This is a genomic window from Embleya sp. NBC_00888 (genome assembly GCF_045207655.1).
In the GTDB taxonomy this organism is placed as follows: Bacteria; Actinomycetota; Actinomycetes; order Streptomycetales; family Streptomycetaceae; genus Embleya.
Genome location: NZ_CP108785.1, coordinates 2,116,840 through 2,130,784, shown reverse-complemented (window position 1 = coordinate 2,130,784; position 13,945 = coordinate 2,116,840). Strand labels below are relative to the sequence as shown.

At 73.4% G+C, this 13,945-nt stretch carries 15 protein-coding genes; 10 read left to right on the top strand and 5 right to left on the bottom strand.

All coding sequences use genetic code 11. The features are described 5' to 3' along the window. Positions 1 to 36: 36 nt before the first annotated feature. Positions 37 to 465 carry a DUF5997 family protein gene (locus OG948_RS43665; protein ID WP_331770543.1) on the bottom strand — a complete coding sequence of 143 codons (429 nt, stop codon included), beginning with the start codon at positions 463 to 465 and terminating at the stop codon, positions 37 to 39. A 58-nt stretch (positions 466 to 523) separates the two neighbouring features. On the opposite strand from OG948_RS43665, the gene OG948_RS43660 reads away from it, so the two are divergent. Beyond that, positions 524 to 1,294 carry a LysR family substrate-binding domain-containing protein gene (locus tag OG948_RS43660; protein WP_331770542.1) on the top strand — a complete coding sequence of 257 codons (771 nt, stop codon included), beginning with the start codon at positions 524 to 526 and terminating at the stop codon, positions 1,292 to 1,294. A gap of 117 nt (positions 1,295 to 1,411) precedes the next feature. Here the strand turns inward: OG948_RS43660 and OG948_RS43655 are convergent, their stop codons facing one another. Beyond that, a complete protein-coding gene (locus OG948_RS43655; RefSeq protein WP_331770541.1) occupies positions 1,412 to 2,755 on the bottom strand; it encodes an MFS transporter in 1,344 nt (447 codons plus the stop codon). Positions 2,756 to 3,125: 370 nt separating this feature from the next. Here OG948_RS43655 and OG948_RS43650 point away from each other — a divergent pair, with 370 nt between their 5' ends. The 3 genes from OG948_RS43650 (at position 3,126) to OG948_RS43640 (ending at position 4,934) form a co-directional block, all read left to right on the top strand. Continuing rightward, the gene (locus OG948_RS43650; RefSeq protein ID WP_331770540.1) at positions 3,126 to 3,599 is read left to right on the top strand and encodes an LAETG motif-containing sortase-dependent surface protein; all 474 of its coding nucleotides are present in this window, start codon (positions 3,126 to 3,128) and stop codon (positions 3,597 to 3,599) included. Between the two features lie 259 nt (positions 3,600 to 3,858). Next, positions 3,859 to 4,338 carry a SigE family RNA polymerase sigma factor gene (locus tag OG948_RS43645; RefSeq protein ID WP_331770539.1) on the top strand — a complete coding sequence of 160 codons (480 nt, stop codon included), beginning with the start codon at positions 3,859 to 3,861 and terminating at the stop codon, positions 4,336 to 4,338. Beyond that, entirely contained in the window at positions 4,335 to 4,934 is a 600-nt protein-coding gene (locus OG948_RS43640; protein ID WP_331770538.1) for a hypothetical protein, read from the top strand. The genes OG948_RS43645 and OG948_RS43640 overlap by 4 nt, the downstream gene beginning before the upstream one ends. Here the strand turns inward: OG948_RS43640 and OG948_RS43635 are convergent. Further along, a complete protein-coding gene (locus OG948_RS43635) occupies positions 4,906 to 5,514 on the bottom strand; it encodes a LysE family translocator (protein WP_331770537.1) in 609 nt (202 codons plus the stop codon). The genes OG948_RS43640 and OG948_RS43635 overlap by 29 nt on opposite strands. After that, the gene (locus tag OG948_RS43630; protein WP_331770536.1) at positions 5,511 to 7,046 is read right to left on the bottom strand and encodes a DUF885 family protein; all 1,536 of its coding nucleotides are present in this window, start codon (positions 7,044 to 7,046) and stop codon (positions 5,511 to 5,513) included. The genes OG948_RS43635 and OG948_RS43630 overlap by 4 nt, the downstream gene beginning before the upstream one ends. 85 nt (positions 7,047 to 7,131) lie before the next feature. Here OG948_RS43630 and OG948_RS43625 point away from each other — a divergent pair, with 85 nt between their 5' ends. From OG948_RS43625 to OG948_RS43600, 6 genes are all read left to right on the top strand, one after another. Continuing rightward, a complete protein-coding gene (locus OG948_RS43625) occupies positions 7,132 to 8,589 on the top strand; it encodes a PLP-dependent aminotransferase family protein (protein ID WP_331770535.1) in 1,458 nt (485 codons plus the stop codon). Between the two features lie 120 nt (positions 8,590 to 8,709). Then, on the top strand, positions 8,710 to 8,841 hold the full coding sequence (locus OG948_RS43620; RefSeq protein ID WP_331770534.1) for a hypothetical protein: 132 nt from the start codon (positions 8,710 to 8,712) through the stop codon (positions 8,839 to 8,841). Between the two features lie 269 nt (positions 8,842 to 9,110). Continuing rightward, positions 9,111 to 10,994, top strand: a complete 1,884-nt coding sequence (locus OG948_RS43615; protein WP_331770533.1) for a hypothetical protein — start codon at positions 9,111 to 9,113, stop codon at positions 10,992 to 10,994. Between the two features lie 166 nt (positions 10,995 to 11,160). Next, a complete protein-coding gene (locus OG948_RS43610) occupies positions 11,161 to 11,454 on the top strand; it encodes a helix-turn-helix domain-containing protein (RefSeq protein ID WP_331770532.1) in 294 nt (97 codons plus the stop codon). Continuing rightward, positions 11,451 to 11,954 (top strand): hypothetical protein, encoded by a 504-nt coding sequence (locus OG948_RS43605; RefSeq protein ID WP_331770531.1) that lies wholly within the window; start codon positions 11,451 to 11,453, stop codon positions 11,952 to 11,954. Before OG948_RS43610 ends, OG948_RS43605 begins: the two co-directional genes overlap by 4 nt. A 140-nt stretch (positions 11,955 to 12,094) precedes the next feature. Beyond that, positions 12,095 to 12,280: a YegP family protein gene (locus OG948_RS43600; RefSeq protein ID WP_331770530.1), complete on the top strand. Its 186-nt coding sequence runs from the start codon at positions 12,095 to 12,097 to the stop codon at positions 12,278 to 12,280. A gap of 66 nt (positions 12,281 to 12,346) precedes the next feature. On the opposite strand, the gene OG948_RS43595 is transcribed toward OG948_RS43600, so the two are convergent. After that, positions 12,347 to 13,897 (bottom strand): DHA2 family efflux MFS transporter permease subunit, encoded by a 1,551-nt coding sequence (locus OG948_RS43595; protein WP_331770529.1) that lies wholly within the window; start codon positions 13,895 to 13,897, stop codon positions 12,347 to 12,349. Positions 13,898 to 13,945: the final 48 nt, after the last annotated feature.

The following is a 13,945-nucleotide window of genomic DNA, read 5'->3' as shown; positions in this document are numbered from 1 at the left end:
AACCGGTGATCGGTTCCCGGCCGCGGTGCCGGTGGGTCAGGAACGCGCTCGGCGCGGCTTCGCGGGGCGCTCCACGGGCTGCTCCGCGCTCTTGTCCTTGTTCTTCTCCTTGATCCGGATCGTTTCCTTCCGGACCTCGGCCTGGGTGGCGCGTTCCTGCCGCAGCCACTCCGGGCCGTCCTCCTTCAGCGCGTCGATCTCCGCGGTGGTGAGCGCCTCGGTGATGCCGCCGCGGGCGAGGCCGGCGATGGAGACGCCGAGCTTGTTCGCCACGACGGGACGCGGGTGCGGGCCGTTGCGGCGCAGTTCCCGGAGCCACTCGGGCGGGTCGCTCAGCAGCGCGTTCAACTCGTCGCGGGAGACGACACCCTCTTGGAACTCGGCGGGGGTGGCCTGGAGGTACACGCCCAGCTTCTTCGCCGCGGTCGCGGGCTTCATCGTCTGGGTGGTCTTGTGCGACGTCATGGTGTCAAGAGTAGCGACCGTGTGCGGTGCCTCCGATCATGGCCGCTAACCTGACGTGGTGACAGGCTCGGAAGTACCCACCCCGTTCCGGCTCGCGTACGTTCCGGGGGTGACCCCCACCAAATGGGTGCGGGTCTGGAACGAGCGGCTGCCGGAGGTACCGCTGACGTTGATCCCGGTGTCCGCGGCCGACGCGGCCGACGTCCTGCGCGCCGGGGACGCCGACGCCGGGCTGGTGCGGCTGCCGATCGACCGGACCGAGCTGAGCGCGATTCCGCTCTACACCGAGACCACGGTGGTCGTGGTGCCCAAGGACCACGACGTCGCGGGGGCGGACGAGGTGGTCGCGGAGGATCTGGCCGACGCGGTCGTGCTGCATCCGCTCGACGACACCCTGGAGTGGGAGCGCCGGCCCGGGGTGGCCGCGAAGGAGCGACCGGCGACCACGGCGGACGCGGTCGAACTGGTGGCGGCCGGGGTGGGCCTGCTGGTCGTCCCGCAGTCCCTGGCCCGTCTGCACCACCGCAAGGACCTGACCTACCGGCCGGTGTCCGACGCTCCCGAGTCGCGGGTGGCGCTGTCCTGGCCCGAGGCGCACACCACCGACCTGGTGGAGGAGTTCATCGGGATCGTCCGCGGACGCACCGTCAACAGCTCGCGCGGTCGGGCACCGACGCCGGCCCAACCGAAGGCCAAGTCCCAGCGCCCCGACGCGAGCGGCGCCAAGCGCAAGCCCGGCGCCGCCGGCGGGTCGACCGGCAAGGGTGCCCGCGGCGGCCCCGGCGCCGGCAAGGGCGCCAAGCGCGGCAAGCCCCGCCGCCGCTCCTGATCTCCCGACCCTCCTGATCTCCCGACCCTCCCGATCTCCCGACCCTCCCGATCTCCCGACCGGCCGCCGCGGCTTGCCGCGCGATCGGTCACGAGCGTGGGCGTGGCGTAGCGTGCCTCACGCCTCCGCGGCGACCGCGCCGGGACGTGCGACCGGTTCCGGCGAACTCTCCGGGACCACGCGGAACAGCGCGATCGCGCCGACCAGGCTGACCAGACACATCGCCGCCAGATACCAGGTCACTCCGGTCGAGGATGCGCCGGAGTTCAACAGCGCGGTGGAGATCGTCGGAGCCAGTCCGCCGCCGAGGACGGCGCCGAGTTGCAGGATCAACGAGGACCCCGAGTACCGGACGTGGACGGGGAAGGTGTCGGCGATGATCCCGCCCTGGACACAGTGCGTGATCGGAATGATGAGGCCCATTCCGGCGAGGGCCAGCACGGCGAGCGCCGAATTCCCGGTGTTCAGCAAAGGGAAGAAGGCGAGACACCACGCCAGGATCGCGGCCGAGCCGCCGATGAACATGGTGCGTCTGCCGTATCGGTCGGCGACTCGTGTCCACAGCGGAATACTCGCGAACCACAACACGGCGGCGGCCGAGATGCTCAGGATCAGGAATCTCTTCTCATAGCCGAGATGCTTGGTTCCGTACGACAGCGTGAAGACCATGAATACGTACGCGACGGCGGAATTGGCGACCACGGCGAGCAGCGTGAGGCCCAGGCGTGGGAAGCCGACCTTGAATGCCTCGGCGAGCGGAAAGCGGACCACCTCGCCCTGTTCCAGAGCATGATCGAAGGACGGGGATTCGGTGACCCGGAGCCGGATCACCAAGCCCACCGCGACCAGGACGAAACTCATCAGGAACGGGACCCGCCAGCCCCACGAGGTGAACGCGTGATCGCTCATCACCGTGCTGGTGGCGAGGAAGATCATGTTCGCCAGGACCAGGCCGGCGGGTGTTCCCATCTGGGGGAATCCCGCGTACAGGTTCCGCTTGCCGGCCGGGGCGTGCTCCATCGACATCAGTGTCGCGCCCGCGCCCTCGCCGCCCAGACCGATGCCCTGCACCACACGCAGCACGACGAGCAGTACGGGCGCCCAGTAGCCGATCGTGTCGTAGTTGGGAATGGCGCCGATGAGGGTCGAGCCGATTCCCATCATCACCAGCGACACCACCAGGGTCGCCTTGCGGCCGATACGGTCGCCGAAATGGCCGAAGACCAGTCCGCCCAGCGGTCGGGCGACGAATCCGACGGCCAGGGTGGCGAACGAGGCGAGAGTTCCCGCCGCGGGGCTCAGTGACGGGAAGAACTGCTTGTCGAAGATGAGTGCGGCGGCAGTGCCGTAGAGAAAGAAGTCGTACCACTCCAGGGTGGTGCCGGCCAAAGTCGCGACGGCGGTTCTTCCCGCCGTCTTTCCACCGCCGTCGGTGCTCTCTTTCGGAGCCGAATTACTCATGGGTGACCTATCCACTCGGGGGCGGGCGTTCACTCCGCAAAGCCGCTGCGGCGGCCGATGTTCACAGTGCGTCACATGGATCCTGACCCCGGCGGACATGACATACAAATGCCGAATCCGAGGTCGACCATATCCGTTCGGGTATGACGCGCCCGTTTGTTCGCGCCGATCGCCGGTGGTCCACGCCTCGATCCACGGAACGGATACGCGCCGAGGAGGGTGAACCTCGAAGGGCGGCTCGGAGGCGGGCGAAAAAAGTTCGGCGGAATCGGGAACCCGGCGAGGGCCCGCACGTCTGGATGTCCGTCACCGAGTGGTGGCGGTCGGCGTGTGCGCACGGCGGCCCGTTCGATGCTCGACAAGGAGAACGGTGTTCATTCCCTCCCCGCGCGTCCCGCGCCGCACGACCGCGTCGCCGCCCGCCGGCCGGGCCCGGGTTCGTACCGGTCGCGTGCTCGGCGCCGGTTTCGTCCTGGCGGCCTCGGCCGTGCTGTTGACGCAGAGCCCAGCGATGGCCGACAACACCTCGCCGGTGAGCCCGGCGCGCGTTTCGGACTCCCGGGCCGTCCCGTCCACGCAGCCGCCTCGGGACGCGGTGCCCGAGGCCCGCACACCCAGCGCGCCCCCGACCGCGCGTCCCGGCGTCGGCACCGCGCCGGCGCCTGCCGAGGCGCCCGGGCGGGCCGGCAACCCGGCGGCCACCCCGGCACCGGCGGAACGCCGCCTCGCCGAGACCGGCGGTGACGACAAGACCGCGCTGTACATCGGCGGCGCCGCGGGACTGCTCCTGCTCGGCGGCGGTGTCGTCGTGTTCGGCCGGCGTCGCGGCGGTACCGCGAGCTGATCGTGCGTGGAACCGGCCGGTGGCCCGGGGACGTCGACATCCCCGGGCCACCGGCCGGCCGCGGCGCCGACCCACGGCATCGGCAGTCCATCGGTACGCATCCGAGGAGTTCACGGCCATCCAGGAATCCCACGTCCGGGTCCACCGCGACCCGATCCCGGCCCCCCAGACGCCGCCCGCCCCGGACGCGGCGCCCCGCCGGCGTGCCTTCGGCCTGTTCCGCCGGCGGACCCGGGAGGCCGGCGAGCCGCCGCCGACCATGACGCAGCTCTACCACGCGCACCGGATGCGCCTGGTGCGCCTGGCCACGCTGCTGGTGGACGACCAGGAGACCGCGGAGGACGTCGTACAGGAGGCCTTCACGGCGGCCTTCCGTCGGCACGGCGCGCGCCTGGGCGAACTCGACGACCCACCTGCCTACCTGCGCCGTTGCGTGGTCAACGGCGCCCGATCGGTGCTGCGTCGGCGGCGGACCGCGCGGGCCTGGATACCGCCGGTGCCGCCGCCGGTGGCCTCGCCCGAGGACGACGCGCTGCGCGCCGAACGCGACCGGCGACTGCGCCACGCGCTGGGACGGCTGACCCGACGGCAACGTGAGGTGCTGGTGCTGCGCTACTGGGAGAACCTCAGCGAAAGCGAGATCGCCGGCGCGCTGGGCATACCGTCCGGCACCGTGAAATCCACCGCGAGTCGCGGGCTGACCGCACTGCACCGGCTGCTTATGGAGGACGACGCGTGACCCGACACGGCGGTGAACCCTTGCGGTCGGGGACGCCCGAGCACACGGCCCTGGAGGCCGAACTGCGCGACTGGCTGGGTCGACGGGCCGACGCGGTGACCCCCGCGACGGTGCGCCCGCGCGAGGTGCCGTTGCCGATCGCACCGGCACGGAGGCGACGCGTCCCGCTCCGACTGGCGGTACCGGTGGCGGCGTTCGCGCTGGCCGCGGCCGGGTGGGCGGTGGCCGGCTCGATCTCCGCCCCGGACGCCCCGCGCCCGGTGACCGTACCGCCGGCCGGGCCCGCGCCGGAGATCGGCGGGCCGACCACGACCGCGCCCGCCTCGACGCCGGAATCCCCGGCGGACGTGACCGCGCCGAAGCCGAGTGCCCTCTCGACCGCGCCGCCCAGCGCCCCGCCCGGCACCGACCAGCCCGCGGTCCCGCCCCGCACCGCGCCGCCCGATACCCCGCCCGGCACCGCGCCGGGCGGGCGCCGGGGTTCGCCCGTGGACAACCGACCGCCGAGCAACGCACCGCCACCCGCGACCGGCGAGGGGTCCGCGCCCGCGCTGAACGGCGCCCCACTCACCGCGCGACCAACAGTCCCAGCGTGAGGTAGACGCCGCCCACCAGGTACCTGGCCCGGTCCCGCCCGGGACGCCCGCCGCGCACCAGGTGCCGGGCGGCGTCCGCGGCGAACGTGTAGCCGAGCCCGACGAGCAGGCCGATCGCGGACACGCTCGCACCCAGGCCCAACATCCACACCCTGGCCCGGGTCGGCGACGCCCCCGAGGGCACGAACTGCGGAAGGAACGCGAGGAAGAAGAGCACGACCTTGGGATTCAGCACGTTCACGAGCACGCCGTCCAGGAAGACCCGGCGCAACGACCGCGCGGGCCCGCGACCCTCCCCGGGCACCGCCGTCGAACGGCGCAGCACGGTGCGCACGCCGAGCCAGGCCAGATACCCGGCACCGGCGTACTTGAGCACCACGAACGCCGTCGGCGACGCGGCGATCAGCGAGGCCAGGCCGATCACGGCGACGCCCACGTGCACGAGCGTCCCGGCCTCGACGCCCGCGGCGGAGACGACACCCGCACGACGCCCCTGGGCCAGAGTCCGGGTCAGGATGTAGACCAGGTTGGGGCCGGGGACCGCGGTGAGCACCAGCGCGGCGGCCAGGAAGGTGATCATCCGAGGTCGAGCGCGGCGCCCGCGAGCCCGAGCGGCGGTGCGCCCAGATTCAGCAGCGCGGCGTGGAAGCGGGGCAGCGAGAACGCCGACCCCCAGCGCAGTCGGGCCTGCTCACGCAGGTCCAGCACGGCGAACTTGCCCCACGTGTACCGCCCGTAGGTCGGGTCGAACAGGCCGCGCTGTGCCTCGTGGCGGGCGGCGGGGCCGGCCAGGGCGACGTCCGCGGTGAACCGCCGGGCAGCGTCCTCGACGCTCATCGCACCGGTGTGCAGCCCGATCGCGCAGGCGAACCGGGTGACCCGGCGCAGGGCGTCCTGCGCGACCGCCACCGCGAACGCCGGATCGGTGCGGAAGCCCTCGGTCAGCGCCATCTCCTCGCAGTAGTGCGCCCAGCCCTCGATGAACACCTCGGAGAGCACGGTGCGCCGGACCTCGCTCGTCGCCCTGCGCATGGCCCGGCCGTGGCTCAGATGTCCCGGCGCCACCTCGTGCACGACCATGTTGGCCATCAGGTTCCGGCTGAAGCCGGTCCGCAGCCACTGGTCGCGCTCGGTCGCCGACCACTCGGGCAGCGGCAGGCTGACGTGGAATCGCCCGGGCGCGTCCGCCTCGTTGGCGGCGGCCCAGGTCGCGCCCGCCAGGGATCGGCGTTGCGCGTCGGGCATCGGCAGCACCTCGACCGGCACGTCGTGGTCCGGCGCCAGGTCGTTGGCCGCGGTCCAGGCGACCGCCTCCTCGGCGAGCTTCCGGAACTCGGGGATCACCCGATCCGCGTCCGGACGGTCCTCCTGGAGGGCGCGGATCGTGTCCGCGGGCTCGGCGCGCGGATCCACCCGCCGGCAGGCCTCGTCGCGCAGTTCGCACAGGCGGTCGCGCTCGGCGTCGACCCGGGCGGCGAGCCGGTCCACGTCGATCTCCAGCGCCTCGGCCGAACCGAGCAGCCGGGCCAGGACCGCCCCGCCGAGCGCGGCGGACGGCGGGCCCTGGACCGCGGCCCGCTCCAGGTGCCGGACGAAGCGGTCCAGCGCCCGCCGCGCCGCGTCGTGCACGGGACCCGCACCGGTGTCGACGAACGCCGCCAAGCCCCGCGCGAGTGGCACGGTGGCCGCGGCCAGCGGCGCGGGTACCCGGTCGAGCGCCTCGATCGCCGCCGCCACGCCGTCCGGCCAGCGGGCCAGGTGCGCCCGGCGCGCGGCCGCGCGCTCCTCGGCCGGGGCATAGTCGCGGTCGTACCCGGACAGGTCGAGATTGTCGATGTGCCACACGGGGTTGCTCCGGTGCAGTTCCAACTCGCCCAGGCGCACCCGCAGGGCGTGCTCGGCCGCGGCGGCCAGCGCCTCGTCGTACGCGTCCGGATAGGGCCGGGTTTCGCGCGGTCCGCCGAGCGCGGCCAGGGCGCGGCGCACCCCGTCGGGCGACAGGTCCTGGATCGTGCCGTCGTACTCGTGCCGACCGGCGCTCTCCCGGGCGGCGAACACGGACGCGTCGCAGATCGCGGCGAGGCGGGCATCCGGGGCTTTGGCCGAACTCATCTGGTGCTCCAGTACTGTGCGCTGCTGTGACGCTGACCAGCCTGGGCGCGACGGCCGCCTTCGACACGGGCCAATGAGGCCGCGGGTGGACCGGATTTCGCCGCCGCCGGGGCCGATGGAGGCCGCCGACCTCGTCGAGCTGCTCGGCGACTGGGCCTCGGGCCGGGGCGCGCTCTATCGCAGATTGGCGGCTGCCACGACGCGGCTGATCGCGGACGGGGCTCTGCCGGCCGGGGCGCGGTTGCCCGCCGAACGGCGGTTGGCCAAGGCGCTCGCGGTGAGCCGGGCCACGGTGGTCTCGGCGTACGACGCGCTGCGCGCGGCCGGGCTCGTGGAGAGTCGGCGCGGCAGCGGGAGCAGCGTCGCCCGCCGGCCGGAGTTGCCGGCGGCCGGGGACGGGCGGGTACGCGGTGGCCGGGCGACGGCGCTGACGCAACGCATGGTGACCGGGCCGGGCGAGGTGATCTCGCTGGGACACGCGGCCGACGAGGGCGGCCCGGATCTGGCCGGCGCGCTGCTCGACGTGGTCCGCGAGGACCTGCCCGGCCTGCTGCGCGACACCGCCTATCACCCTGCGGGCCTGCCCGCGTTGCGCGCGGCGATCGCCGAGCACCACACCGGGCACGGTCTGCCCACCGAGCCGGGCCAGGTGCTGGTCACCACCGGCGCGACGCAGGCGCTCGCGCTGGCCACCGGGCTGTTCGTCCGCCCGGGCGCAGGTGTGGCGGTCGAGTCGCCGAGTTGGCCCGGCTGCCTGGACACGTTCCGCGCGGCGGGCGCCCGGCTGGTCGGGGTCGGGCTCGACGACGAGGGGATCCGGATCGATCTGTTGGCCCGGGCCTTCGCCGAGCACCGGCCCGCGTTGTTGTTCGTGATGCCGACCTTTCACAACCCCACCGGCGCGCTGATGTCGGCGAGCCGCCGCCGCCGGGTGGCCGCGCTGGCCGCCGAACACGGGGTCACCGTGCTGGAGGACAGCGCGCACGCGGCGGCCGTCGCGCCGGGCGAGGTGCCCGCGCCGATCGCGGCGCACCCGACGGGCGCCACGGTGCTCACGCTGGGGTCACTGTCCAAGGCGGTCTGGAGCGGGCTGCGGATCGGGTGGGTGCGGGCCCCGCGGGCCACCATCGAACCACTCGCCCGGATCAAGGCCCGCGCGGACCTGAGCACCCCGCTCCTGGACCAGGCGCTCGCGGCCCGCCTGCTGCCCGACCTGGCCGCGCTCGGCGCCGCCCGGAACACCCTGTCGCGGCAGCGACTCGCCACGATGGAAGGGCTGTTGGCCGACCGGCTGCCGACCTGGCGCACGCACCCGCCGACCGGCGGCTCGGTGTTGTGGGTCGAACTCCCGCCGGGCACCGACGCCCGCGTCTACGCCCAGGTGGCGCTGCGGCACGGCGTGGAGGTGGTGCCCGGCGCGGCGATGGACGCCACCGGCGCCCACGACCACTTCCTACGCGTCCCGTTCGGCTTCGCGGACGACGTGCTGCACCGCGTCGTGGACCGACTGACCTCGGCGTGGACGGAATCGACCCGGTCGTGAAGACCGAAGCGACAACCGAAGCGGCCTCCGGCAGGGTCAGCGCATCGGGTCCGCGCTCGGCTCGCCCGGGCCCGACCCCTGGAGGCCGAGTGGTGCGGGCGTTTCCCCCGGGTCGAGGTGGTGGACAGCGCGGTCACCATCCAGGTGATCAAGCAGATGGGCCGCGTGGTCGGCCCGAACGGGCACGCCACCGGTTTCGTGCCCCTGGACATCTGGTCCGACCCGCTGGAGGACACGGAGGTGTGGCCATAGACCCGCATGCCGGTTCCGCACCGGGCCCCGACGACCCGCGGACCGGGTCCGCACCCGGTTCCGAACAGCCGCAGGCCGGCTCCCCACCCGATCCCGAAGATCCGCAAGCCCGTTCCGGACCCGGTTCCGAAGGGACGAGAGGCCGTGGCAGGATCGGACGCCCGTCGTCCTCGGGAGTGTCCGCGAACCCCCGCCGGTCCCGGCGGTGGTGCGGGACGTCGCGGGCCGGGCGTGGGGCGCGGAACACGGTCCAGGGGAGGGTCGACCCGATGTTGGCACTGTCGGCCGCGCTGCGTCTGGCCCCGCCCGAGGTGGCCGAAGCGCTCGCCGAGCGGTTCCGCGCCCGCTGGGTGCACGCGTTCGCGGACGAGTTCGGCTTGGCGTACCCGGTCGCCGACGCGCTGATCGGAGCGGAGCCGCTCGCCGCGGCGGTGACTTCCGAGGGTCGGTGGACGGCCGAACTGCTGGCCCGGACCGCGGCGATCGCCGATCCGGTCGCCGCCGCGCGGCTGATCCGCTCCTACGCGTGGTTCTTCCCCGGGCTCACCGAGCAGGTGTTCGCGAGCGTGACCGACCCGGAGGATTCGCGCTGGCACACCCGGCCCGGTCTCGCGCACGAGGTGCGCCGCATCGCCCGCCGGGACCCGGTCATCGTCGCGCGCGGCCCGTTCGCCGAGGTCGCCCTCGTCGTCGCGGAGGAGAACTGCGCGCGGGTGCCCTACCCGACGGCCGTGGAACTGTGCGTCGCGGTGGCCGAACGCGGCGGCGCCGACGCGCTGCGCCGACTGGCGGGCGCGCAACTCGGTCACGTCGGACTGCCCGAACTGCTCTACGCCGCGGCCGAGTCCGCCGCGCCGGCCGAAAAGCTCGCGGCCTGCCGTCCACCCGGCCCGCAGACCGACCCGACCGTGATCGGCGCCCTGATGCGCCTGCGGCTGAACAGCGTGAACTGGTCCTCGAAACCGCCGTCACTGGACCCGGACCTGCTCCGGCGCGAACACGCGCGCACACCCTTCGGCGGCGCGGCGCTGGCCTACCTGTCCGGATCGCCGCACTGCCCGCCCGAGTTGGTCGAGGAGGCGCTGCGATCGGAGTTCGACCGCACCGTGGCGCGCGGACACGACCTGCCGTTCGAGCTCGTGCACGAGCCGAAGGTCAACCGCCGGGAGCACCTGCTCGCGCGCTTCCTGGACCGCGGGATCACGAGCGGGCGGTTCGCGGTGGAGCGGGTGCTCGTCGAGGCCCGTCCCGCCCGCGCGATGCTGATCGCGCTGCCGGTCGAAGAGCCGTCGGTACGCCGGGCACTGGCCGCGTTGTGCGCGCCGCTGGGCGCCGACCCCGCCGCGTGGGTGGCGGTGTATCGCCTGCTCGCGGACTTCTCCGGCACGGCGCGCGAGTTGATCGCCGCCGCCTCCGCCGCGGCCTGGACCGCGCCGAACCGATGGCCGAATCCCGAGCCCGCGGTGTTCCCGATCGAGTATCGGCGCGACGCCCGGATCGCCTTCCTGAACCTGCTGCGCTGCGTACCGGAGGCCGTGTCGATCGCGCTCGCACCGCATCTGGACCAACGGGCCGCACAACAACTGCTGCTGTACGCCTCGCCGTCGGCGTCGGTACGCGGCGCGCTGCTCGCCGCGCACGCCGCGCCGGGCGAGCCGGCCGAGCACCTGCGGGTGGTCCGCGACGCCGCCGAGCCGGTCGCCGCGCTCGGTGAACTGGTCCGGCGGTGCGTGGTGTTGCCGTGGGAGGCGCTGGCCGAGGCGGCGCCGCACCCGGACTGGCCGGAGGCGACGCTCTGGCCGCTGGTCAAACACCCGGGCTGTCCGCGCGACTTCGTGCTGGCCGCGTGCGCCCGACTGGACCGCTGGCACGACGGCGAGTGGGTCGGGCGCGGCGTGTTGGCCGCGGACGACGTGGTCCGCCACGCGCCGCACCCGGCGAGGGCGCTGAGCCGACTGGTCCGCGACCCGCGCGTGCCGGGTGCCCGGGTGGCGGAACCGTGCGACGCGGCGCGCGCCCTCACCGAGCGCCTGCTCGGCGACGACATCGAGGCCTGGACCGTCGCGCTGCACCTGTTCGAAACGTTCACCGGCACGCTGCCCGAACTCCTCGAGGTGGCCCGTGCGTCCGCCCACCACTCCCCGGCATCCTGACAAAAACGCGGACAATCCACGTCGGCGCGGGTTCGACACGTTCGTGTGACGCGGCAACTTTCCCGCACAGAGGGAGGTTTGTCCTCCTCGTGCTCTACCGCTCCCGCAAGTGGCGATCTACTCTGCGGAGATGAGAGATGTTGCGCCTGGGGTGCGTGGGACGAGAATGGCGGAGCCGATATCCACCCGGGACTCGGAGTCGGACTCGAACGAACCGATCCGGATGATCGTGGTGCGCAACGTGCGGATGCTCGCACGGCGCGACGGCTACACGGACGGTGCGATCGGCGAGGCCCTGGGACACGGCCGGTCCTGGGCGTGGCGTCGCTTCACCGGTGAACTCCCCTTCGACCTCAACGATGTGGAGCGCCTGGCCCAATTGTTCAAAGTGGAACCCGCGCACCTGCTCGCCCCCGCCCACACGTGGGCTCCGGACCCGGCCCGAAGGGTTGTCTCATGAGCACCGATCGTCGCCCGAGCAGCCGGCGCAACCGGAACGACGCCAAGCACCGCGGCGACCGAGTCACCGCGCGCCCCGCCCGCCACACCGACGGGGCCTCCGTCCCGGCGATGTCCTCGGAAGTGATCGAGGCCGCGCTCTACCGCGCGGCCGAGGGCAGCCACGCGGACCAGGCGACCACATACATCCTCACCGAGGAAGGCTCGTTCGTGCGCCGCCCCGAGTTGTACGCGGTGTGCCTGGACTGGTCCGACGACGGCCGCTACGCGGCGGTGCGCTGGCGGACGCTGCGCGAGGTGGTCACCGCCTCCGACGCGCCGTTCCCGCCGGGAGCGTTGCGCACGATGCTGCTCCTGTGTTGTTCGCTGCACGACGACGGTCCCGCGCCGCTGTCCCGACTGTCCATGCTCGACTCGACCAACGCGCGGATCGTCTCGCGCGGAATCCACATCGCCACCGGCGCGCTACCGCTGCGCCAGGCGCTGGGCAACACACCGTGATCCCGAGGTGACCCCCCGATCGAGGACCCGCCACCGCCCGAAGCGGCTGCCACGACCGGGGCCTCGACGGGCCGGCGCGGATGCCGGCGGGCGCACGGAGCGAGACCATGGTGGGGGCGACGCGATCACGGAGGTGTGTGATGGCCGCCAAGTTCGAGATGTACACCGACAAGGCCGGCAAGTTCCGGTTCAGGCTGAAGGCCGGGAACGGGCAGATCATCGCCGTCGGTGAAGCCTACGAGACCCGCGCGGCGTGCATGAACGGGATCGACTCGGTCAAGCGCAACGCGCCCGCCGCCAAGGTGGTCGAAATGGCTCACGCCTGACGCCCGCGGACCGCCGCGAACACGCGCCGCCCGGGCACTTCCCGGGCGGCGCGTGCCGGTGTGACGTCACCGCGACGCGGATGCGGGCGCGGTCTCGGAATCGGGTGCCGGCCGCCGGTCCGGGGGCGCGGCCGCGGTGGCGGGTGCGGCCCGACCGGTCAGCAGGACCAGTGCGCCCGCCGCGATCCCGAGCACCCCGCAGAGCACGAACGTGCGGTCCAGGCCCGCCGCGAACGCCTCGCGCAGGGTGCCCAGTACGACATCCCGGGAGTCGGCCGGCGCCGCCGCCGCGATCTCCTGGGCCCGGCCGCCGCCGAGCGCCTCGGCGGCGGCGTGCGGGTCGCCGCCGACCGACCCGGCGTCGCGCAACGTGTGGGTCGCGCCGTCGCGGAAGAGCACACCCACCACGGCGATGCCGAGCGCGAAGCCCAACTGTCGGAAGGTGTTCAGCGCGCCGCCGGCCATCCCGGCCCGCGCGGGCGGGACGGCGGCCAGTGCCGCGCCGGCCAACTGCGGCATGACCAGGCCCACTCCGACCCCGCCCAGCACCAGGCCGGGAGTCAGCGCCGTCCAGTCCGACCCGGCGTCGACCAGGGTCAGCGCGAGGCTGCCGACGCCGATGAACACCGCGCCGATCCCGATCGACCACTTGGGCGCCACCCCGAGCAGGAACCGGCCCGCCAGCGCGGACACCACGAACGAGGTCGCGGCCAGCGGCAACAGCGCCAGCCCGGCCTCCACCGGGCCGTATCCGAGCACCGACTGGAGCCACACCGACATCTGCGGGAAACCGGAGAACGCGGCGAACTGGATCAGCAGGCCGGCGGCCATGATCGCGCCGAACGACGCGCGGCGGAACAGCGCCAGGTCGATCATCGGCTCGGCGACCCGGATCTCGGTCACCACGAAGACCACGAACGCGAGCGCGGCGCCGGCGAACACGGCGAGCGTCCCGCCCTCGGTCCAGCCGGCTCCGCCCGCGCGGACGAACCCGTAGGTGAGCAGTGCCGCGCCGAGAGTGAAGGTGAGCATGCCGATCGGGTCCAGTCGCGCCGAGCGGTTCCCGTGCGACTCGCCGAGCACCCGCCAGGCCATCAGCGCGGTCGCCACCCCGATCGGCACGTTGACCAGGAAGATCGCCTCCCAGCCGAGATGTTGCGTCAGCAGGCCGCCCAGAATGGGCCCCATCGCGGCGGCGGCCCCGCTGATCGATCCCCACACGCCGAACGCGACACCTCGGTCGCGGCCCTGGTAGGCGTGGCCGAGCAGGGCGATCGTGGTGGCGAACATCGCCGCGCCGCCGACGCCCTGGAGCGCCCGCGCCGCGATCAGCGTCGCCGTGTCGGAGGAGAGCGCGCACAGTAGCGACGCGACGGTGAACAACATCGTGCCGAGGACGAAGACCCGCCGCCGGCCGACCCGGTCGGCGAGCGAGCCGGCGCCGAGCATGAGCGCGGCCAGGGCGAGGGAGTAGGCGTCCAACACCCACTGCAGGTCGGTGTACGAGGAACCCAGGTCGGCACCCATGTCAGGCAACGCGACGATGACGATGGTGACGTCGACGAGCAGCATGAACGACCCGAGACAGACCGCGACGAGCGGTCCCCATTTGCGCACGATGACTCCTTGGCGGAACGAGCCGCATCGACCCGATGGGTCGGATGG